The organism is Clostridium sp. LIBA-8841 (assembly GCF_057782475.1).
In genome coordinates this window covers 1,347,379-1,369,077 of record NZ_CM173488.1, presented here as the reverse complement: position 1 = coordinate 1,369,077, position 21,699 = coordinate 1,347,379, and the positions used below count along the sequence as shown (strand labels likewise).

Annotated in this window: 28 protein-coding genes; 4 read left to right on the top strand and 24 right to left on the bottom strand. The window is 30.0% G+C overall.

Annotated elements, in window-relative coordinates:
- The first annotated feature begins 94 nt into the window (after window positions 1-94).
- Entirely contained in the window at window positions 95-391 is a 297-nt protein-coding gene (locus AC2A4K_RS05875) for a hypothetical protein (protein ID WP_322503897.1), read from the top strand.
- A gap of 622 nt (window positions 392-1,013) precedes the next feature.
- Here AC2A4K_RS05875 and AC2A4K_RS05870 read toward each other — a convergent pair.
- Entirely contained in the window at window positions 1,014-1,163 is a 150-nt protein-coding gene (locus tag AC2A4K_RS05870; RefSeq protein WP_322503898.1) for a hypothetical protein, read from the bottom strand.
- A gap of 444 nt (window positions 1,164-1,607) precedes the next feature.
- Between AC2A4K_RS05870 and AC2A4K_RS05865 the strand changes: the two genes are divergently transcribed.
- Window positions 1,608-2,312: a class I SAM-dependent DNA methyltransferase gene (locus AC2A4K_RS05865; RefSeq protein ID WP_322503899.1), complete on the top strand. Its 705-nt coding sequence runs from the start codon at window positions 1,608-1,610 to the stop codon at window positions 2,310-2,312.
- Between the two features lie 168 nt (window positions 2,313-2,480).
- Here AC2A4K_RS05865 and AC2A4K_RS05860 read toward each other — a convergent pair whose 3' ends face one another.
- The 9 genes from AC2A4K_RS05860 to AC2A4K_RS05820 all read right to left on the bottom strand — a co-directional run bounded on the left by AC2A4K_RS05860 (window position 2,481) and on the right by AC2A4K_RS05820 (window position 8,423).
- A complete protein-coding gene (locus tag AC2A4K_RS05860; RefSeq protein ID WP_322503900.1) occupies window positions 2,481-2,795 on the bottom strand; it encodes a hypothetical protein in 315 nt (104 codons plus the stop codon).
- 59 nt (window positions 2,796-2,854) lie between these two features.
- The gene (locus AC2A4K_RS05855) at window positions 2,855-3,343 is read right to left on the bottom strand and encodes a DUF2691 family protein (RefSeq protein WP_322503901.1); all 489 of its coding nucleotides are present in this window, start codon (window positions 3,341-3,343) and stop codon (window positions 2,855-2,857) included.
- A 126-nt stretch (window positions 3,344-3,469) separates the two neighbouring features.
- Window positions 3,470-3,895: a hypothetical protein gene (locus AC2A4K_RS05850; RefSeq protein WP_322503902.1), complete on the bottom strand. Its 426-nt coding sequence runs from the start codon at window positions 3,893-3,895 to the stop codon at window positions 3,470-3,472.
- A 48-nt stretch (window positions 3,896-3,943) separates the two neighbouring features.
- On the bottom strand, window positions 3,944-4,585 hold the full coding sequence (locus AC2A4K_RS05845) for a hypothetical protein (protein ID WP_322503903.1): 642 nt from the start codon (window positions 4,583-4,585) through the stop codon (window positions 3,944-3,946).
- 333 nt (window positions 4,586-4,918) lie between these two features.
- Window positions 4,919-5,053 carry a hypothetical protein gene (locus tag AC2A4K_RS05840; RefSeq protein WP_322503904.1) on the bottom strand — a complete coding sequence of 45 codons (135 nt, stop codon included), beginning with the start codon at window positions 5,051-5,053 and terminating at the stop codon, window positions 4,919-4,921.
- Window positions 5,054-5,430: 377 nt separating this feature from the next.
- Window positions 5,431-6,051: a flavodoxin family protein gene (locus tag AC2A4K_RS05835; RefSeq protein WP_322503905.1), complete on the bottom strand. Its 621-nt coding sequence runs from the start codon at window positions 6,049-6,051 to the stop codon at window positions 5,431-5,433.
- Window positions 6,052-6,391: 340 nt separating this feature from the next.
- A complete protein-coding gene (locus tag AC2A4K_RS05830) occupies window positions 6,392-6,994 on the bottom strand; it encodes a GNAT family N-acetyltransferase (RefSeq protein ID WP_322503906.1) in 603 nt (200 codons plus the stop codon).
- Between the two features lie 43 nt (window positions 6,995-7,037).
- Window positions 7,038-7,757: an MBL fold metallo-hydrolase gene (locus AC2A4K_RS05825; RefSeq protein ID WP_322503907.1), complete on the bottom strand. Its 720-nt coding sequence runs from the start codon at window positions 7,755-7,757 to the stop codon at window positions 7,038-7,040.
- A 198-nt stretch (window positions 7,758-7,955) separates the two neighbouring features.
- Window positions 7,956-8,423: a GNAT family N-acetyltransferase gene (locus AC2A4K_RS05820; RefSeq protein ID WP_322503908.1), complete on the bottom strand. Its 468-nt coding sequence runs from the start codon at window positions 8,421-8,423 to the stop codon at window positions 7,956-7,958.
- Between the two features lie 162 nt (window positions 8,424-8,585).
- On the opposite strand from AC2A4K_RS05820, the gene AC2A4K_RS05815 reads away from it, so the two are divergent.
- Together AC2A4K_RS05815 and AC2A4K_RS05810 are read left to right on the top strand one after the other, a co-directional pair.
- Complete coding sequence (locus tag AC2A4K_RS05815) at window positions 8,586-9,185, top strand: DUF998 domain-containing protein (protein ID WP_322503909.1); 600 nt, start codon at window positions 8,586-8,588, stop codon at window positions 9,183-9,185.
- A 395-nt stretch (window positions 9,186-9,580) separates the two neighbouring features.
- Window positions 9,581-10,036: a GNAT family N-acetyltransferase gene (locus AC2A4K_RS05810; RefSeq protein WP_322503910.1), complete on the top strand. Its 456-nt coding sequence runs from the start codon at window positions 9,581-9,583 to the stop codon at window positions 10,034-10,036.
- Between the two features lie 170 nt (window positions 10,037-10,206).
- Here the strand turns inward: AC2A4K_RS05810 and AC2A4K_RS05805 are convergent, their stop codons facing one another.
- From AC2A4K_RS05805 to eutC, 14 genes are all read right to left on the bottom strand, one after another.
- Window positions 10,207-10,527: a hypothetical protein gene (locus AC2A4K_RS05805; RefSeq protein ID WP_322503911.1), complete on the bottom strand. Its 321-nt coding sequence runs from the start codon at window positions 10,525-10,527 to the stop codon at window positions 10,207-10,209.
- A gap of 257 nt (window positions 10,528-10,784) precedes the next feature.
- Window positions 10,785-11,147, bottom strand: coding sequence for a hypothetical protein (locus AC2A4K_RS05800; protein WP_322503912.1), 363 nt, complete (start codon window positions 11,145-11,147; stop codon window positions 10,785-10,787).
- Between the two features lie 676 nt (window positions 11,148-11,823).
- Window positions 11,824-12,297: a cupin domain-containing protein gene (locus AC2A4K_RS05795; protein ID WP_322503913.1), complete on the bottom strand. Its 474-nt coding sequence runs from the start codon at window positions 12,295-12,297 to the stop codon at window positions 11,824-11,826.
- Between the two features lie 2 nt (window positions 12,298-12,299).
- Window positions 12,300-13,406 carry an ethanolamine utilization protein EutH gene (gene eutH, locus AC2A4K_RS05790; protein ID WP_322503914.1) on the bottom strand — a complete coding sequence of 369 codons (1,107 nt, stop codon included), beginning with the start codon at window positions 13,404-13,406 and terminating at the stop codon, window positions 12,300-12,302.
- Window positions 13,407-13,528: 122 nt separating this feature from the next.
- On the bottom strand, window positions 13,529-14,083 hold the full coding sequence (locus tag AC2A4K_RS05785; protein ID WP_322503915.1) for an ethanolamine utilization microcompartment shell protein: 555 nt from the start codon (window positions 14,081-14,083) through the stop codon (window positions 13,529-13,531).
- Window positions 14,084-14,229: 146 nt separating this feature from the next.
- Window positions 14,230-14,499 (bottom strand): EutN/CcmL family microcompartment protein, encoded by a 270-nt coding sequence (locus AC2A4K_RS05780; protein WP_322503916.1) that lies wholly within the window; start codon window positions 14,497-14,499, stop codon window positions 14,230-14,232.
- 345 nt (window positions 14,500-14,844) lie between these two features.
- Window positions 14,845-15,588: a TIGR02536 family ethanolamine utilization protein gene (locus AC2A4K_RS05775; protein WP_322503917.1), complete on the bottom strand. Its 744-nt coding sequence runs from the start codon at window positions 15,586-15,588 to the stop codon at window positions 14,845-14,847.
- Between the two features lie 136 nt (window positions 15,589-15,724).
- Window positions 15,725-16,360: an ethanolamine utilization phosphate acetyltransferase EutD gene (gene eutD / locus AC2A4K_RS05770; protein ID WP_322503918.1), complete on the bottom strand. Its 636-nt coding sequence runs from the start codon at window positions 16,358-16,360 to the stop codon at window positions 15,725-15,727.
- Window positions 16,361-16,369: 9 nt separating this feature from the next.
- Window positions 16,370-17,146, bottom strand: a complete 777-nt coding sequence (locus AC2A4K_RS05765; protein ID WP_322503919.1) for a cobalamin adenosyltransferase — start codon at window positions 17,144-17,146, stop codon at window positions 16,370-16,372.
- A gap of 123 nt (window positions 17,147-17,269) precedes the next feature.
- Complete coding sequence (gene eutM, locus AC2A4K_RS05760; RefSeq protein WP_322503920.1) at window positions 17,270-17,560, bottom strand: ethanolamine utilization microcompartment protein EutM; 291 nt, start codon at window positions 17,558-17,560, stop codon at window positions 17,270-17,272.
- 295 nt (window positions 17,561-17,855) lie between these two features.
- Window positions 17,856-19,337 carry an acetaldehyde dehydrogenase (acetylating) gene (locus AC2A4K_RS05755; protein WP_322503921.1) on the bottom strand — a complete coding sequence of 494 codons (1,482 nt, stop codon included), beginning with the start codon at window positions 19,335-19,337 and terminating at the stop codon, window positions 17,856-17,858.
- Entirely contained in the window at window positions 19,337-20,107 is a 771-nt protein-coding gene (locus AC2A4K_RS05750; protein WP_322503922.1) for a BMC domain-containing protein, read from the bottom strand. The genes AC2A4K_RS05755 and AC2A4K_RS05750 overlap by 1 nt, the downstream gene beginning before the upstream one ends.
- Window positions 20,108-20,119: 12 nt before the next feature.
- Window positions 20,120-20,773, bottom strand: a complete 654-nt coding sequence (gene eutL, locus AC2A4K_RS05745; protein WP_322503923.1) for an ethanolamine utilization microcompartment protein EutL — start codon at window positions 20,771-20,773, stop codon at window positions 20,120-20,122.
- Window positions 20,774-20,791: 18 nt separating this feature from the next.
- The gene (gene eutC / locus AC2A4K_RS05740; RefSeq protein ID WP_322503924.1) at window positions 20,792-21,685 is read right to left on the bottom strand and encodes an ethanolamine ammonia-lyase subunit EutC; all 894 of its coding nucleotides are present in this window, start codon (window positions 21,683-21,685) and stop codon (window positions 20,792-20,794) included.
- Between the last annotated feature and the right edge of the window lie 14 nt (window positions 21,686-21,699).

Below are 21,699 nucleotides of genomic sequence, written 5' to 3'. Positions count from 1 at the left end.
ATAATCAATTCATAATTTTGTAATATATTGAAATTATATTCCAGTAGAGTTAAAATTATTTATAATAAGATGTTTTTGATTGGAGGGATAAACTATGAAAAATGTAATACATACAAAAAAATTGGGAATAGGAAGTCTTACTTTATTAATCTCCCTATTTTCAGTTATGTTTTCATTTACCTACTTTAATGGAAAATATTTAGGAGAACATATCTTTAATTCCTTAGGAATCGTCTTTCCTTATGCGCTTACATCTTTAATTTTATTTGGCATAGCCTACTTTATTGCCTCTAAAAACATTGATGACAAATTCGCTAAAGCAGGGAAGAATATCTCAATAGTATTCTCAATATTGATTTTAGCATCATCTATACTTTCAATATTATTATAGCGTCTATTATAAACATAAACCTATGAAAGTAAGGTATTCTATCTATTTTGGCTAAAATAAATGGAATACCTTATTTAGCTTCTTAAACTCACTTTCACTATACTTTAATTCTCTTCCATTAATTTAAATAGCATTATCCTCTTTTTCTCTTCTATTAATCTACTAAAATCTAAGTATAAAAATTCGGACTAAAATTCAGAGTTCACATTAAGTTCTCTGTTTTTTCCCTATCACGTTTAAAGTTCTTGCCTGTTTTCTTATTTAAGTACTCAATTACAAAAGTATATATATTATTATTTTTTAATAGATTAATCTTTTGGTTCAGCTTTTCAGTAGGACAGGGTTATTTATATGAGCCGACTCCTCTTTACTTTTCAGTAGGCTGCTTTTTTCCATAATACTCCCTATGTGTTGCTTAATTCTTTTCTTTCATCTGTTTATTTTCAACACTAAGTTCCTCATATCTCTTTCCTATGCCATAAAAGGTATAGGTTCCTCCACTTTTAAGCAACTAAAAAATTAACACATCAGCATCTACTAATTTCTTTAGCCTTCTTCTCAAAACATCCTTAATTTTAATCCCTAAGATTGGTACACTTTCTAAACATTTTTCATACTTTACTCAATAAACAAAGTCACCCTCAATTTCTCTTTCAAGCATAACTCCTGTCCTTATAAAATTTACAAAATATCTTAGTATTCCTAAATCAATTGAATCTAATCCCATTTCTAAAGCCTTTTTTGGATTAAATCCTAAATAAGTAAACTGCATAATTTCCCCTCCCAAAATAACACCTAAAAAATTTATACATTAAACTTCTCTTCACTATATAAATACTTTTAACTTTGACTTTCAGCTATAAAAATCTAAAAAAACTTTATTTTTGTAATTTCATACAAAAAAAATCATTAGCTTAATTGGGTTCCATCTTTAGACTATCTATGCTATATCAATTTAATATTACAAAGTAATGTATCTTACAACTATATTATGGTTAAAGATTTTAAGATAAGACAGACTATATTTCTTTGGATATAATAAAATTTCTATGTCATTTGGAATTATTACCCATAAATTATGTATAATAAAATATACATTAATAAACAATTATATTGAATTTTGTATCATTTTTTATTTGATTAATATATAAATAGAAATTTACAAATGAGGTTTATAACAAGTTTATTATAATGTGAAATAAAAGGGGGATTTTAAATGAAAGCATATGAGAAGTTATATAAATTTTATAAAAAAGATTGGGGTAAGGATAGTATTAGATATGTAGATTTAATTATAAATGTAATTAGCACATTCAATTTAAATGTAAGTTCTATATTAGATGTTGGTTGCGGTACAGGAATCCTTGCAAAGGAGTTAAAAAATATGAACTTTGAAGTTAGTGGAATCGATATTTCAGAGGATATGATTAATGTAGCAAATGAAACAACAGCAGGAATTGAATTTGCAGTATCAGATATGAGGAATTTTAATTTAAATAAGAAATTTGATATGATTACATGTACCTTTGATGCTATTAATTATGTAATTGCTGATGAAGATATGAAAGACACTATGAATAATATTTATTATCACCTAAATTCGAATGGCTTTTTCATCTTTGATATCAATACACCTTATTTATATGAAGATAAGCACTTTGGAGTAATTAAGAGAGAGTTTGATGGTATTCATTTTGAACAAATATTAGAATATGATAGAACAACTCAAATAGGTACAACACTTTTTGATTTTGGTAATGATGATTTAGAAAAACATGTTCAAAGAGCATATTCAGTAGAAAAAATGGATGAATATCTTGTGAATGCTGGATTTAAAATAATTGGCAGATATAAGAACTTTAGAATGTTTCCTATAGAAGATAGAACATACAAAGTTTTTTATGTAGCAAAAAAGAAGTAATCCTTAATTTTATGAGAATTAGTTAAATTCCAACTTGTTTTAGAGATTATAGAAATTAAAATGTCAGCAAAAACTTGCTGACATTTATTTATATAATATTAAAAAGTAATTTAAATGTTTTGTAGTTTTAAATTAATTAGTCTAACCTATAAAGTAAAAAGCTATTTCCTACTTTACTGGTCTATTACCATATATAAATATTGTAATTACATTTAATACTATAGTAATCACTAAAAGAGTTCCTCCTGCAAATACCACGGCACCAATTGTATCCATAATAGCAGTCCAGTCTTCAATTTTCACCAAATAATTTACATAGAAAATTTGAAAAAATAATGAGGTAGCACATGCAATCATGCTCATAATAGATAGTAAGCCCCAATTTCTATTATTATGCTTTTTATGTTGTATAATGCTAATAACAGGAATTATCCAAGCAATTAAACCAAGAATTAAGCTAGCTGGATTAAGTAAAGTAATCATAATATTCTCCCTTCATTAAAAATTTAAAGTATTAATTTTTCTAAAAGTCCAACTCCATTTTAAGTATTCTTTTCTAGTCTTTCATTATAATTTTTTAAATCCTCACTTAATAAAAAGCTCTTTCTAAAATCACTTACTATTTTCTCATTCCTACTTATTATAAGTGTCTTCTCTCCATCCCAAGATATTATTTCCACCTCTGCAAGTGGATGTTGAATACTAACTGGATTTTTCCAAAGCTCCCCATTACCCTCTGCATAAGGAAGATCATATTTCATAACCTCTTTTAAGGATATCCCTTTCTTAAATCCACTTAATACACCCCAAATAAGTTGAAAATCTTCTGACTTAACTATCTCATCCAACTCACTTCCTGATAAAAAACAATATTCTCTTGATAACAGCTCATTAATCCTTTCATCCTTTGGATAAGCACAGCAGTCTGTAATAAGCCAATTAAACTCAGTATGAATATTATTAATAGCTAAAAATACCTTCTCTAAATCTGTATAATATTCTTCTCCTCTTTCTAGAACTAATCCTTTCAAGTTTCTCATCCCCTTCTAATATCCTATTTATATTAAACATATTCCTTTATTATTTAAAATAAAAGAAGGTTGCATATTTAGACAACCTTCTTTTATCAATAATAACCTTACTCAAATTTAATGATCCTATAGTCCTTCAAGCTCTCTAGCTTTCTCTTCTATCTTCTTTAATTCCTTATATGCGTGCTGAACCCTATCTTGTACAACATTAAGTTTCTCTAAATGCTCTATTGCTGCCTCTCTATAAATATCTCCAAGATCATTATCACACCAATTTGAGTTTTCAAGTTCATAGCCTTTAACCATTTCCTTGTCCTCATTATCCATATCATCAATATATGCCTTTAAAACATCAGATATATGTGTTAACTTAAATATTGCTTCTCCACTATATCCAGGCATTATATTTTTAAGAACTAATGTAGCTCCATCATCTCTAATTTCTATTTCTTGTTCTGGCAATTCTCCATCTAAAAGAACTGACTCCATCTTTTCAAAATCATCTATAAGTTTCTTTGCTTTTTTAGCTAATCTCATTTCCTTTGATTCCATTTTAAACTCCTCACTTTCTAGTCCAACTTTGAAGTTTTATTTATTCTATTATACTACATTACAACACTGCATTTCTGGATTGTCCACAAGTTTTAGAGTTATCTTTGAAAGATTAGTAACTCCACAAGCTTTTAGGTTATCCAAACAATTCTCTAATACTTTTTCAGTATTTTCAGAATTAACATCATAAGAATATGGCTTCATCTTACTTAAAGAGACCTCTTTATATCCTACCTCCTGAAGTACCTCACTTAAGTTTTTATCTAAATTAAAGGCTTCCAAAACACAACATAATTGAAAATAACCATACATCATGACACTATTCATTATTTCAGTTCCCCATATTTTATTGAAGAACTCCTTAAAGTTACTTTCCTTAGTCAATGGACTTGGTATATCCTTAATTATGTGGTATATCATCTCTTTTACCCTATTTAAGTTATTTTTTTTATCAACTTTTTTCCAATATGCAACAGCAAAGGAATTAGCAAAAAGCTCCTCATTAACACCATCCATGTCTACATTATTAATATCAACTAATACATGTCCAATTTCATGAATAATATTATACCAATGAAAATACAAATCAAACTTCTTTTGCACACTTTCTTCTCCAAAAAGCTGAGCAAAACCCATTTGTTCTTCCACTGTTCCTGTTTCATATTTCCCACTGATTATTTCATAACTCATAGATTCTCCCTCATTTCTTGTAACTTTCTAATACTCAAGAAAAATTTTCTTAAATACTTTTTATCCTGTGTCCCTCTTATATAATACTCTTAAAAGTTTATAAGTGTAATCATTTACTTTGCATATTTATATTTTATCACACCTAAATCACATTATAAAATTAACTAAGATTGAACTATTTGTATCATTTTGTATATATAGCAAAAAATAAAGAACTGTATCAAACTTAAAATAATAAAACTTACAAATTGAGATGAAAATAATACCCTTATAAGCTTTATTCTAAGTTTTTAATGATACAGCTCTTTAACATCTAGAATTTAAAATTTATGTCTAAAATTCATCGTAATTTATGCCAAAATCATTTTCAGGAAGATCTTTTGTCAGAATATAATAAGCAACTCCTATTAAAATAGGAACAATAAAAATTGATAAAGAAAATAAATAATATAAATTTAATAATTTCATAACAAAAACCTCCTTTTAATAATAAATAAATAACTAAATTATTTATTTATTAATAATATTATAACACCTCAAATCATAGATAAACAGACTGTTAACAAATTTTCTTTTATGTTATAATTAAGAGGTAGGTAATTTTATGAAGTTTTTCCTTATAATACACAAAAGCCTATATGCTAAAAACATACATATAGACCTTTTTTATTTAAGCTATTTTCTACTAACTTTCTTAATATTACAATCTTCTGATTGGAAAGAATAAATATAATTGTCCATTTTCCTTAGGATAATTATAATCAAATATAGCACCTGCTAATTTAATACCCTTTACTAAACTTTGTGTTTAAGTCACTTCCCATAAAACCTTATTACTTCATCTATTACCTAATAAAATTAGTAAGTACTCTCTCTTCTAATTCTGGTTTAAGAATGTTATTATCCTTACCTAATTCTATGCACTTCATTAACCATGCCATATTTCTACCTAAGACTCTCATTGTTTGCATACCTTCTAGGTCATTCCTTACATCCTCTGGGGTATATCCATGGACCATATTCCAATATTGAGAACTTACAACTGGCATATTAGATATTGTAAGATACTTGCTTAATTGATCTAAAGTTGAGGTTGTTCCAGCACGTCTAGCACTACATACAACTGCTCCTGGTTTAAATGCTAGATGTTTACCTCCACTATAAAATACTCTATCTAAAAAAGAAGTTATTGAACCTGATGCTGATGCATAATAAACTGGAGAACCAAATACAAATCCATCTGCATCCTTAGCCTTTTCCACAAAGTCATTTACAATATCCTTCATAAAGCATTCTCCTGTTTTTTTACATACACCACAGCCTATACATCCACCTATAGGTTTATTTCCTAATTGAAATATCTCAGTATCTATCCCATTCTCCTCTAAAGTTTTACTAACCTCTTGCAATGCTGTATAAGTGCATCCTTTCCTATTTGGACTTCCATTAACTAATAATACTTTCATTTTTGTACCTCCTTATTTTTAAACCACTTTATTATATTTTGGTTTTTACTTATTAATTCTTATTAATTTTTATTCCTAAATCTTCTTTTAATAAAATTATAAACCTTTGAGTTAACTTAAAGGCAAGAATTCTTTATTTTTCTTTAACTAAACTCTTAATGGCCTATATTTTAGTTGATTATTGATTTCATCTATCTTTTCAAATCTAACTTACATTTCTATCTAAAAATTAATACTAATTTAAAATAACTATTTTTAATAAGTTAATTAAATTGTCCCCTAATAATTCTGTAATTCTCAAAAAAAGAGGGCAAGATTGAATCCTGCCCTTCTACTTATACTAAGTTAATTTCAATTCATATAGTCTTACTTCATGTAACCTATAGCAAAGCTCTTTTAATTCTTCCTTTCTTTCTATAGGTGCTTCAAAATTAAAAGCTCTAATTCCAAATATCTCTCCACAATCATTAAGATTTATAAACTTCTTAATAATCTTATCTGTACTATTTCCTTTTACAAAAGCATTTAAATATTCTAACTTTCTCTCGAACCCTTGCTTTATATACCAATTATTTGCTTCTTCATCCTCTTGTGTCCATGCTTCAAATCGCCTTATTCCAAGTTCCATCAATCTCATCTTTGCATAATCAAGCATTTTAGTTGCAACAGAAAGATTTCTATACTCTGGCAAAACAGCTATGTTCCAAATTACTCCACCTAATTCACCTTTTAGATAACAAAGCTCTCCTTCTTTTCTCTCATATTCAATGTCAAGAATTCCTATTATCTTTCCATCCTTCTCAGCTACTATAGAAAGAGATGAATTTTTATAAAGCTCTTTTTCTCTTCTTATATCATCAAAATATGAAGTGTTCAAAAAAGAAAGCATTCTACAACATACCCATCCCTTCTCATCTTCACCTCTATACTCCCTAATAACCATATATCCACTCCTAAAATCAATATTAGGTATAAATAAACTTAAATTACTCGTTAAGGAAGTCTTCTAACCAGTTTATGGCTTCCTCTCTTCCCATAGGTGCACAATGACCATGTACATATGTTTCAAAGTCAATTTCCTTAACCTTATTTATGTAAGCTTCTAATTTATCCTTATCATACTTTTCCTTCTTTCCATAGAAGTCTATGCAGTCTGCATCTCCCACAAAAAGAACCTTATCTTCTTTTATATAAACTATAGATGAATCCTCTTCATGAGGCCCTCCAACTAGCTCCATGTCACAATTAATATTTCCTAAATCTAGGCTTAATTTCTTATCATATATAATATCAGCAGTTTCCACCTTTATCTTACTTCTATCTGGATACTCTATACGAATATGTTCATCACAAAACTCTATTTCCTCTCCACTTTCAAGACGTTCCTTCATAGCCTCTTCTGTCCATTCCCAAGCTTTCATATTCTCTAGCTTTTTATTAGTTAGTTTATTAGCTATCACTTGTCCATCAAAAGCACAAATAGCATATGTATGATCCCAATGCCAATGAGTTATTACTGCAATCTCTGGCTTTTCAAGTCCTCTTTCCTTTAATCCTTCATAGAAAAGCTCTAAATGAGCAGGTGAGTTTCCAGTATCAATCATAATTGAAAACTTATCCCCTTTAACATATCCTAAAGTGGGTCTATCACTATGAGAATCATTTTGCATATAATATACATTTTTGCTTAATTCCTTTAATATCATCTTTCTCTCTCCTCTTAATTTCATCCTAAATAGTTATTTAAATCTTATTTGTTCTCTAATACTTTTTATTAAATTAATTTATCTTAATCTGAGAGTTTCTTAAATCTCTTTTTAATCTATTTCAGTAAATTTCTATATAACCAATATCAATTTTTAATTGTCTTTTTTATTCACCTAATCATTTTATCTATATTAATACTAACTCTCTAAAGACTCAATTTCATAAAGCTTTGTAGGACTTCCCCACTTATCTATATCAAGTCCAATTTCACGAAATCCCATTTTTTCATAAAGCTGAATATGATCTGTACTTATATAAACCTTATTATAACCCAATTTATGAGCATATCTTCTTCCATGACTTATTAACTTTTCACTTAATCTCTGTCCCCTATGCTTCTCATCAATAAACAAAGTTGCAATCCAAGGAGTAAGCTCAATATTCCTAATTGGTTCATTCTTAATAAATTGATAAAAACCAATTATCTCTTCACCCTTAAGCATTACAAAACTCTGTGGTACTTTTCCCTTTAATGAAATTCCAAGCTCTAATTGTTCCTGAAAAAATGGTTTAACTCCCCATCCACAATTCTCTACATATTTTAAAACCCTATCCTTTAAGTGAAGATTTTCTTCAACTGAAAGTATTTTATATCCTTCTATCATATACACCTCTTAATTTAAATTACTATGAAAAAGTTTACTTAAATTATACACCATTGAAAATAAATTTTCCGCTCTTCTTCCATTTCTTAATATTAATGTTACAATGAAAGGGTACATAATTTACATGATTTTTCATGATTTACATTAAGAGGTGATTCTTATATGACTTTAATATTTATTGTGTTACTTATGGATTTATTATTTCCATTTATAATAGCTATTCCCTATAAGAGATATAGTCATAAAAAGGCAGTAATGAGCATGCTAGGCACTAAAAAAAACCCCTTAGGTTGGCTTTATAACCTCTGGATGGTTATATCAGGTTTTGTAATGATCTACTTTGGGTACGTATTATTTTCATACTACAACTCCCTTGAACACTCCCTAGCCCTTGCTCTTTTATTTTTATTTTTTCTATATGGTATTGGAGATGAAATTATATCAGGTCTTTTCACCTTAAATGAAAATAAGGAAGAGATAACTCTTTCTTCTAATATTCACGGTATAGGTTCTGCCTTAGGATTTATATCACTTCAATTTGCCCCCTTAGTTCTTGCTCTTTTGCAGTTTGAATCTAAGGAAACACTTTTAGGAATTTCCAGTATTATATTCTTTATGCTAAGCTTAATCTCCTTTGCATTCTTTGCTCTAGGAGAAAAACCTAAGTTTCAAAACACATTTTTATCCTTAGAAGGCTTATGGCAAAGACTTGCCCTACTATTTATGTATTGTCCATTTATAATTTGGATTTTATATAATTAATTTGTTAACTTTATTTCTCTTATGAATATTATTTTTGAATTTGAATATATTAATAAGCGGGTTATAAAGTCAAATATTTTCTCAAGGTTGATAAAGGTGTATTAAAATGCATTTACCTTGGCAATACCTATTTGAATGAACTTGAAAAATGCTAGATAGTTTAAAACTATCTAGCATTTTCATTTTAAAGCTTATTTGAAAATTTAACTTTTTGATCATGTTTTAAACTATTGTTGCTTTTTAGATATAACAGTAAGTCTAGCTAGAAACACAAACTTAAAACAGTACTTATTTTTAATATAAAAAAATAGAGTAAATCTATATAATAAATTTTGTATTTTTTACTTTTATTGGTATATAATGAAAGGAGAATTTAATTGTGGCTGGTGATAATTATGAAAACTATAGTTGATATATCAAATAATACTGTCATGGTAGGTGCAAAAATATATATTGAAGCCTACTCTAAAGAACCTTGGAATGAAAATCGTGAAATAGATTCAATATGCAGTTACATAAAAAGATTTCTTTTAGGAAACATGAATTTTGGATGGTTACTCTATGAAGATAACATTGCTATTGGAATAATTTTAGGAAGCATAATTCCTGCAATAGATGGTGATTATTTTAGAATTGAGGATTTATGCATATCTCCAGATAAACAAAATCTAGGTAATGGAAGTGAATTTTTAAAGCTAACCTCTGAGAAATTACTAACTTATGATATAGATTCTATTTTATTAAATACAGTTAAAGGGTTTCCTTCATGTAAATTTTATCTTAAGAATGGTTTTAATGAAATAAGCTCCTCAGCTCTATTTTGCTTAGAGTTAAATAATGAAAACTATTAATAATAAAAAGGTAGTCAATCTAAGCTTATTTACTCTAATTAAGAAAATTTTCTTTATAAAGTTTTCTTAATTTCAGTATTCTTTCTTAAGGACTACCTTATTACATAAAATTATACTTAACTTTTTACCTTTAATTGATATTATTTCTTTATAAAAACTTTTCTAAACTCTTAATGCGTTTCTAAAAGTTTAACTTTATAAACCTTATTAATTTTAGCAGGCCAGCCTTCTTCAATATCCCCGTCATAAATAACCTCTATCTTGTCTCCTTCTTTAATACAATCTACTGTATTTTTCTTTCCACTCCTATCAAATATATCAGCTCCAGAAGTGTTTACAAGAATAAGTTCATTTTCATAATTGACCAAAAGTCCATAATCAATTGTTCTAGCAACATCAGCTGTTAAGCTTTTTTCTTCCCTACCAAAAAGTAGAAATCCTGCGAAGAATATCATCAAAACAACTAAAATTCCAATAAAAACCTTCTTCATCTGTTTCTCCTTTGCTTATTCTATTAAATTATATTTATAAAATCTTATTTAGAGTTATCTCCCTCCTAACTCTAAATAAACATCTTTTTTTATTATATATATGAAATTCATCTTCTGTCATGTTCTGTCACGTTCTGTAATAGACCTTCATTGAATAATAGCTTTCATTTCCATATTAAACCATAGTTGTTTCTGTGATTATTTAGATAATACGTTTACTGAAATAAAAAATAATATTAATTAGTTATTTCTATAGCCTAACTCTTAATCCATCTAATAATCTTGTTTGAAAAATACCCTAAAGCCTCACATATGGTATAAAAAACAATATACCCTATGGCTGAAGAATTAAAAAATATTAAAGCAACAACTATAAAACTAACAGCTGAAACTATGTATGGAAAAACTATTCCCATATGTTTCTTACTTATCATAATCCCTTGAAGGAAAAATAATATTGGAAAGATGATTATTAAGCTTGCTATTAAAAGTCCCTTTAAATCTAATGTGCCTAATTGGGCTAAATCCAGTGATAAGAAAGCAGATAGAAGAAACATAATTAGGGCTGGAAAAAATACCACTACTCCATTTCTCTTATTTAATCCTCTCTCCTCATTCAAATCTAAAATCCTCCCCTTAAAAATATTTAACAGTCTCACTTTCAAGCTATATTCTAAATATAAATATAACTATAACTAATAATATTATAAATATATTCTCTCCAAAGTATATATATCCTCTAAAAAAGTAAAGAATTCTATAAAAGACTGCCTGGTTCCCATAATAATCTTTATACCATATTAGCAAAAGTACGATAGTACTTTATTCTAAAATACTTTTTTATAAAAACTCAATAAAATTTACAAATTTTAGTAATACACTTAAGAATTCAAGCATATAAATATCATAGTAGGGGAGTTTTTTGATAATGTACTAATTTGTCTGTTTCTTCATGAATTATGCAAAAAAAACTTCTCACAACATATTTGCCAAACTCTACATCAAATAAAATCTTAATATTTACCTAACCTAATTTGAGACTACTTTAATAAAAAGGTAGTCTCTACACCTTTTTAAATTGAATTACATGCTATTTTAAAAATTCTAACTAATCTAATACAAAAATAGAACCTACTTTTATTAAAAGTAAGCTCTATATTTTTTACTTCAATCTATTTATTTTTAAATCTTCTCGCCTGTTATAGATTTAAACTTCTAAAATTAGTTTCTCTCATTATTGTAGCTTTAAAACATCTATATAATTTTCCTCTTATTTTGTCCCTGCTTAAAAACTTATTATGCTTGGCTTGCCCAATCTGCTGGGTAAGTTACATATATAAATCTAGCATAATCTGGAACTGAGAATTGAATCTTTGATCCTTTTGGAATTAAGATAAGTTCTCCAGCATCTGCTGAAACCTTTCTTCCATCTATTATTATGTCTAGATGACCTTCTATAACATAGTCAATTTCATCATAGTTTAAAGTCCAGTCAAAAGTAGTTTCCTTCATTTCCATGATTCCAGCACCTAATCTTGGGCTTTCTTCTAATGTAAATAAGTCTTTAGTATAAACTACATCTCCTGATTTTCCTGTATCCATTCTGTTTGACTCATCAACCTTAACTGTTGGAAGCTTCACTGACATTATTCCACTTTTATCTTTATTTCTTATAAAGTCAACTGAATCATTATTACAAGCTCCAGCAAGCTTTTCTTCAATTATTTGTCTTACTAGTTTTTCTAATAAATCTTTACTTATGTTTTCCATAACTATTTAGTCTCCTTTACTTTTACTTTTCCTAAAGTTTTGTTTGCTATAAACATTGCAAGGATAACTGCTGTGATACCACCAACTAATTTAGCAACTATCATAGGGAATATCATATCTGCATTAAATCCAGCTGTAAATCCTAAGTGATCACCAAATACGAAAGAAGCTGATACTGCAAAAGCAATGTTTATAATCTTTCCTCTGTCATCCATGTCTTTTAACATACCAAACATTGGAATATTGTTTGCTAAGCTGGCAACCATACCTGCTGCAGCTATTTCATTCATTCCTAATACTTTTCCAAGAGCCATTAAAGGTTTCTTGAATACTTTAGTTATTATATAAACTAGTGGGAATGCTCCAGCTAAAACTATAGCAATGTCTCCAACTATTCCTATACCTTCGCTTATTGGATTCATTCCTGGAATTATTACTATTCCTGTTAAAGCTTCTATAATAGCAGCTGCTAAAGCTAAAGTTATGATTATAACAACTCCTTTTCCAAAGTAAGTAAATCCTTTAATCATAGCCTTTTCAGCTTTCATTAATCCTATAGCTATTAGAATTGCAAATATTATGATTGGAACTAAGTTTTTAAGAACCATCATTACTGGGAAACCTGCAACTAAACCTCCAACGAAAGCTCCTATTGGTATAGTTATTATCCCAGCTAAAATTCCTGTTGCTAAGAATTTATGATCTTTCTTTTCTATGATTCCTAATGATACTGGTATTGTAAATACTACAGTGGCTCCCATCATAGCTCCTACGATTAATCCACTGAACATACCTGCTTGTGGGTCTTGTGCTAAGCTTGCTGCAAGAGGTGCTCCTCCCATATCATTTGCAAGAATTGAACCTGCAAACATTGCTGGGTCTGCTCCTAAAGCATTAAATGCTGGTGTTACTATTGGCCCTAGAACATTAGCAAGTACTGGTGCTAAACAGATAACTCCAACCATGGCTAAAGCTAGTGCTCCCATAGCCATAATACCTTCTTCAAACTTTTCACCTATTCCAAACTTGTTTCCAAAACATTTGTCTATAGCTCCTAAAGCCATACAAATAACCATTATATAGATTATAACTTGGTTAATACTACTCATTTCTCTTCCCCCTTATTCTCAAAATTATTTTATGTCTTTCACTTTAAGTCCAAGTTCATACATCTCAAGTGATTAATCATAAATAAATTGAGTCTACTCAATAATATTTAAATTATTTTAATTTATTTAATTAAGTTCTTTGCTATTTCACTATGTACAAAAGGAATTATTGAAACATTTATAATATCCTTATCCTGTAAAATAGCTTGTCCTTCCCTCATTCCATTTTCTACACTGCTTAAATCTCCTGAAACTATATATACAAGCTTTCCTCCAATCCCAAAAGCTAACTGAAGTTTAACTAAGTTAACATCACTGCTTTTTAAGGTCTTATCTAAAGCTAATATACCTGATGAAACTTTTCCTGTTTCCATTATTCCAATTGATTTATCTTCTATATTTTTTTGAGAATATTTTCCCTTAAGGGCCTTTATTATATCATCATGAATAGAGTTTATAATAAAACTCCCAACTAGATATTTTTCTCCAAGACTTTCTCCAAACTCTATGGCCTCCTTAACCTCTCCAGCATCTCCATTAACAATCAAAAAGAATTTTCCTGGACATATGCTCTTAAGGTAAGAGACCTCTACAAAAGACTTTTTAACAACTTCATTTGAGACCTCAATGCCCTTGCTGATACTTCTAAACTCTAAAGCTCCAATGCTTTTATTCATATGAAACCCTCCAAACTTAAGCACCCTTTTGCTTTTCCCTAATATGTAAGTTCCAGATCCTAAACTTTTAAATAGAACTTTAAATTAAGTAGATGCCAAAATTTATCTAAAAATCAACACCAAGCTAAAACTTGCTTAAAAGTCTATTAATCTTCTAGGTCTATAGAATCAACAATACCAACTATTGCAGCATCTATAGGAACTTCTCTATTTCCAATTGATTGTCTTGCAGCACCACCCTTAGTTATAAGAACAGTGTCTCCGGTACCAGCACCAACATTATCAACGGCTACAAATAAGCCTTCCTTCTCCTTATGTTTACTTATAAGGATTTTAACTATTAAAAACTTTTGTCCATTTAGTTTTTCGTCTTTTCTAGTTGCCCACACATTTCCTACTACTTTTCCTAGTTCCATAATACTCTCACTCCTAATTCTTCTATTGATACTTTCCTAAGTGAAACTCCAAATCTTGGATTTGGCAATTTGAAGTTACACAACGTGTACTCCTACAAACATAGTGCGTAGTAAGTTTCTTTATTTTCAAATATGGATAACTCTAAAAACCCTTTAAGAAAGCCTTCTATGAAAAATCTTACTTATGTCTCTATCTCTGTTTATATAAAATAAAAAAATGGACATAATTTTAATCCTACAGTTTTAAGTGTTGGCATATATTCATTATTTATAGGTTAATCTTCTATTAGATACTTTCCCTTTATGATCCTAAAAGTCATCCATATTTAAAAAACTTAAGTTACTCTAAGAAAGCACAACGTTCAAATTATTTATGCGTATATAGTCCTTTGCTAACGGAGTAATTATAGCCTTTTTACTAACTATTAAAGTTCTTACTCCACTTATGTGAGGCTTTCTTAGATCACTTTCTGATACTAACCTTTTATTTGAAAGATTTATTGTGAACTTATCTTCAACAATAGAAGTTTCTAAGTTCTTTTCTCCTTCAAATTGCTTTTTTTCTTCACACAGGCAAACATTTTCATTTATTTTACACTTGATCTCGTTACAAGAAGCAAGCCTTTCTTCTTTGTTTCCTATTAAAATCTTGTTTAAGTCATCAATAACTTCTATACCATAGGCTAGAAGTTCCTCTTCAAACTTAATATATTTATTATATAAAACTTTTGGAGCTGTATTTTTGTACTTTCTGTACTCTATACCCTCCTCAAGAATATAAACTTTCTTACCTTTTAAAAGCATTTCTAAAGCAAAATTTTCTGACTTTGTTGTACATGTTCCTTGGGCAATATTGCTAAGACCTTTAATACAAAGCTTTGATATAAGTAAAATATCACAGTCCTTGCATTCTGATGTTAATGGATTGATATCAAATTCTCTTAAAGCCTTTCTATAAAAATCAACATTGCTCTCTCCAATTACCACAATAGACTTTTTCTTTTCTAAAGAATTGCCTTCCTTATTTTCCTCTTGAATTCTTTTGTATATTTCATCCACTAAAAATTCAATCAGCTTTTCATAATCCATATTAATTTTTACCTCCCTTCCATTTAGAGGTTTGATTTAACTTTTCTTACATATAGTTTTAATATCTATTAAGTTTAAATAAACTCTTTATTTTTAAATAATCTCTACCTACTCTAGTGAGTTCTATAGATATTTATTATTTATCATCTTTTCCAACTATTAAAGCGTAAGTTCCTTTTGAAAATCCACAAGCATTAGCTTCATCATAGTCAATATGCATAAAGGTTCTATACTTGTCACTAACTCTTACAACAACATCATCAAATATTAGAGGTCTTTTTCCTAAAACCTTGGCTCTAACAATTTCATTGTTATAAACTCCAAATTTCTTTGCATCCTCTGGTGTCATATGTATGTGTCTCTTAGCAACCATTAATCCTTTACTTAAAGCAATAGAAGCTCTATCTGTTGAAATTGTTATTCCTGCAGTATCTTCTAAATCTCCACTTAATTTGACTGGAGGTATAACTCCTAAGTTTAAAGCATCTGTAAATGAGATCTCTACTTGTGTTTCATCTCTAGGTGGTCCTAAAACCACAACATTTTCTATATTTCCTCTCGGTCCTGATATAGTAACTCTCTCTTTACAAACGTACTGACCTGGTTGAGATAAATCTTTTACCTTAGTTAACTCATGTCCCTCTCCAAAAAGTATTTTTACATGCTCTGGCTTTAAATGGACATGTCTACCTGAAGCCTCAACTTCTATAAAAGCCTCATCCTTAACTCTTCTAACTACTTCTTCTATAATATCATGTAATAGATTGTCCATAGCTTCCTCCTATTTCTCGTACTTTCCTGTTCTAACTTTAAAGATCATAATCCAAAATACTGAGGATAGTCTATTTAAAGCTCTAATTAAATCTTCTCTTTCAACTTGTCCATATTGACCCTTAAAAGCTTCATAAGCTGAAATCTCTGTTTCTCTTGTTAAGGTTCTTAAAACATTTAATTCAGCCACTACTTCACCCATCTCATAAGTTGGCATTTCATGTCCTATACCAAAGTATTTCTTAGGGTTATGTGATTTTTCTCTAAGCTCCTTTTCTGTCATTCCTTGAAGATAAAATCCTTCTAAAGGTTCACTTAAAACCTCACATCTTAATATTCTACCTGTAAAAGCTAATATTTCTTGAAGGTCATCCACAAGCTTATTCATTCCCTGCTTATGACAAATAACTTGAGTTTCTATGATTCTTGCTTCAAGAGAATCTATCTTTCCTCTGAATATTATTCTCTTATGATCTTTAAATACAAGAAGATTTCCAGTTAGATGTGTCATATGCTCTGGCTTTTCATCTAACTTTGCTCCAAAAACAGTTTCATATTTGTATTCTTTTTCTTTAACGACTTCTCTAATTATCTCTTTAGGTTCTGTTTCTTTATTTAATTTTTCCTCTTCAGAATTAACATAAACTAAATTTATATTATGTTCAGCTAAATAAGATTTGGCAGATGGAGTTATTATCTCTCCCTTAACAACCTTAAACTCCTTTAAGGCTTTCAGGTCTTCTCTGCTTAATCTTTTTCTTACCTCACCTTCTGTCAAAACAGCCATTTTATCACATCCCCTATTAGATGTATAAAAGGGATTACATAAAAATTTTTTTAAAATTCAGAGGGATCTTTTACTCCCTCTGAATTAAGTCTTATTTATGTAACCCCTAATTACAACTTTCTATTATTCAACTCTTGCTGCTTTTGGTAATATAGCATCAACTTCGAAGTGTGGTCTTGGGATTACATGTACTGAAAGTAATTCTCCAACTCTTTCTGCAGCAGCAGCTCCAGCGTCAGTAGCAGCTTTAACAGCTCCAACGTCTCCTCTAACCATAACAGTTACTAGTCCTCCACCAACTTGTTCTTTTCCTACTAATTGAACATTTGCAGCTTTAACCATTGCGTCAGCAGCCTCTATTGCTGCTACTAATCCTTTAGTTTCGATCATTCCTAATGCATTTCCGTTTGCCATAATAAATTCCTCCTCAAAATATCCTTCTTAATTCTTTTAATTTTGTTTTTAATTTAATTTTAAACTTTTTTGGTTAAAATTTCACATTGACCTTTTTTTGATCAAGTATTTTTAGTATTTTGTATTTTTTGACTTGAATTGTTTTAACTTTACATTTATATATGAGTCTAAAGATTTTTTCTCTAGACTTTTAATATTGCCTTAGTCTTAAACTTAATTTCTAAGTTAAAACTAAAACATATCAAACTAATTTGACTTTTATTAAGTAAGTCTTGTAGTTTCTCTTAAAATCAACTTACTTAAGCTCTTCAATAATCTTCTTAACTAAGTAGTTTATTAATTCTTCCTTCTCCTCACCTAATTCTAGGCTTGTAGCAACTTCTCTTGTAGCATCAGTAGCTAACTCTCTAATATCTTCAAGTTCTCTAACTCCATAAGCTACATTTCTTGTATTCATTAAATCTAATGGTCCTATGTTATTTGATGTAGAACTTCCTCCAATTGCACCGCATCCTAATGTTAAGGCAGGTACTAGGTTATTTGTAGCTCCTATTCCAGCAAGAGCTGCTGGTGAATTTACTACCATTCTTGAAACTGGCATTTCTAATGCAAATCTTTTAACAAGATCTTCATTATTTGCATGCATACAGAATGTATGTCCAGCTCCCTCATTTAGTAATATTTCTTTACATTTATTTAATACAGCATCTACATCCTCTTCTACAAAGAAAGTTAAAATTGTTGTTAACTTTTCTCTTGAGAATGGATACTTGTGTCCAACATGGCACTCTCTTGGAACTAAAACTCTTGCCCATGAAGGAATTCCTTCTAGACCAGCTAATTTAGCTATATCTTGTGGAGTTTTCCCAACTATTTGTGGGTTCATAGTTCCATTTGCTCTCATTACAAATTTAGAAAGTTGCTTTGCTTGTTCATCAGTTAAGAAGTAAGCTCCTTGTTCTTTTAATTCTCTAACAACTTCTGCTTCCATAGCTTTTTCAACTATTACTGATTGCTCTGAAGCACATATTGTTCCATTATCAAAAGTCTTAGAATCTAATATTCTCTTAACTGCTAACTTAACATCTGCACTCTTATCTATGAAGGCTGGTCCATTTCCTGGTCCAACACCTATAGCTGGTGTTCCTGATGAATAAGCTGCTCTAACCATTGCTTCTCCACCAGTTGCTAATATTAATGAAGTATCTTTATTTTTCATTAATTCATTAGTTCCCTCTATTGAAGGTACTGTTATACATCCTATAGCTCCTTCAGGGCATCCTGCTCTCTCAGCGGCAGCTGCTATTATCTTAGCTGTCTCAATAATACATTTCTTTGCACTTGGATGCGGTGATAAAACAATTGCATTTCTAGCTTTTATTGATATCATAGCTTTGTAGATAGCTGTTGATGTTGGGTTTGTTGATGGGATAAGACCTCCAACAACTCCTACTGGTATCATTACCTTGAAAACTCTCTTCTCAACATCTTCATCTACTATTCCAACTGTTTTAATGTCTTTTATTGAATCATAAACACTCTTTGCTGCGAAGACATTTTTTAACACCTTGTCTTGCCATTTTCCAAAGCCTGTTTCTTCATTTGCCATTTTAGCAAGCTTTTCAGCATTCTCATAAGCAGCCTCTGAAATTGCTTTGACAATTCTATCTATATCTTGCTGACTCATAAGTGCTAACTTGCTTTGTGCTTCCTTAGCCTTCCTTATAAGTCCCCTAGTTTCCTGAATGGAAACTAAGTCTTTATCTAAAAATTCCATTAACTTTCACCTTCTTCATCATATTTTAGTAGTATATCTACTAAATCTTTTTTCTTTAGAGATTTAAGCTTGTTAGAACTTATGTTAATATTTAAGGATTTTATTTTCTTTTTTAATTCCTTAACACTCATTTTAGATATTTCTTTTATATCTATGGAATTCACTTCTTTATCTAAAGGCTCTATAGCCTTGTTCTCTGAAGCATTTTCCTTTTCTTCTATAATTTCATCTGTCTCAGTAACTTCCTCTGAAGCTTCCTTTGATGTTTCTTCATTTTCAGAGATTTCACAAGCTTCTATTTCTTCTATTTTAGAAATATTCTCTTCTTGATTTTCCTCTATAACATTTTCAATACATTCAACAACATCTTCTTGTGGACTTTCTTCTTCAGATTCTGTATCTTCTAAAATAGATTTCACCGTATCTTCTTTTATTTCTTCATAGCCCTCTTGAATCTCTTCTTGAATTTCTTCTTCGATTTCCTCTTTTTCTAAATCCTTGTTATTTATTAAAAGAGCCTCCACCTCATCATCAAGTCTTGGAATCACATGAACACTTCTAAAACATCCAATTCTACTTGCATAGTTTTCAGCAGACTCCACTGCAGCTTGTACAGCATCAACATCTCCTGTAATCTTTACAGTTACGATTCCTCCAGTAACCTTCTCTATTCCAATCAAATCAACACTTGCAGCTTTTAAGGCTGTATCTGCAGCACATAAGGCTGGTACATATCCTATAAATTCTATTAATCCTAAAGCTTTTCCCATATTTTTAGCCTATTAGAATCCCATTGGGTTACTAGCTACTGATTGTACTGCCTCTGCAAAGGCATCACATGCTGCTTTACATGCTGATTGTGACCCTGTAAGTAAGGCTCCTGCAAAGTTTGTTTCTGTTGGAGGTGCAAAGAACTCACACATTTCAACATCTGCAGCCTTTAATGCTGCATCTAAAGCATACATTGCTTCTAATGGAGGAGCTACTAGGTAAGCTAATGCTTCCCCTTCTCTTATTCCGGCTGTTTTTGAAAGATATGATCCAGTTCTTGATACACATTGAGCATAATAACAAATTGAATCATCTTCATTTGCACTTATAAATCCAACTCCGCTATCTATGAAATCTATAGCAGCATTTAATCCACTTCTAACCTCAGCAGGACTTGGTCCAGCAAGGATACCAATTACTTCTCCAGCTAACTTTGTTGAAGCATTTCCAGCTCCTGCATACATTGATCTAGCATAAACTACATCAACCTCTGCTGCCTTTGTAGCCTCATCTAAAGCTGTATAAGTTACATCATCACAGTCAGATGTGATTAATCCTAAACTCTTGTGATGTGGCCCTAATTCTAATTTTTTAGCCATTTCTGGACTAACATTTGATATTATCTTAACGCTTAAAACATTAGGACGTATTAAATCATTTTTCATGCTTAATTCCCTCCAAACTTATAATTTAAGATCTATTCCTGAAGCTTTTTTATCTAACATTGTTTTTATTAACTCTGCAATGTGAGCTCCAGCTTCAACGGCAGTTGTTCCACCTCTATGAATATTTGATATAACGGTTCTCTTAGCCTCTGGCATTCCAACCTTTGGTTTATATGCTAAGTAAGCTGACATTGATTCTGCAGTTACAAGGCCTGGTCTTTCTCCAACTAGTAAGCAAACAACATCTGCTCCAGTTGCCTCGCCTACAGCATCCATAGCTGGAACTCTACAATATTTAACGAATAATATAGGTCCAACTTCTAAGCCATACATTTTTAATCCTTGTTCTATTGCAGGAAGAATATCTTCTAAGTTAGCTTCTATAGCAGCTGAGCTTAATCCATCTCCAACCATGATTTGAACTTTAGGATTTTTATCACACTCTGCTTTTATAAAATCTATTGTTTCTGGTGAAAACCTTCTTCCAAGGTCTGGACGAGTTACATATTCATCCTTATCAGTACATAAAGTTTTTACAGCTATTAATTTATTTTTCTTAATAAAATCCTCTGAAACATCTGAGAATACTGAATCTTGAGCTGCAGCATGGTCTGCTCTAACTCTTAAAGCTGTTATAGTCTTATATCTAGCACCAGCTCTTCCTGTTCCTAATCTAGCTGGAGTTTTAGCTTTCATAGCTAAGTAAGCTTCTCTATCAGCTGGATCATCAACTAAAAGCTGTTTCTTTATATCTATTTCTGTAATATCTGGTATAAACTCATCATCACTTTCTATTTGAGATTGATTTTGAGTAACTTCCTTAACCACTTTTTCTATTGATTGCGTATCAACTTGTCCAACCATTTGGCTAACTAATTGCTCAACCATTAGTTTTAAATCTTTTTCGTTCATAACTCTCTTCTCCC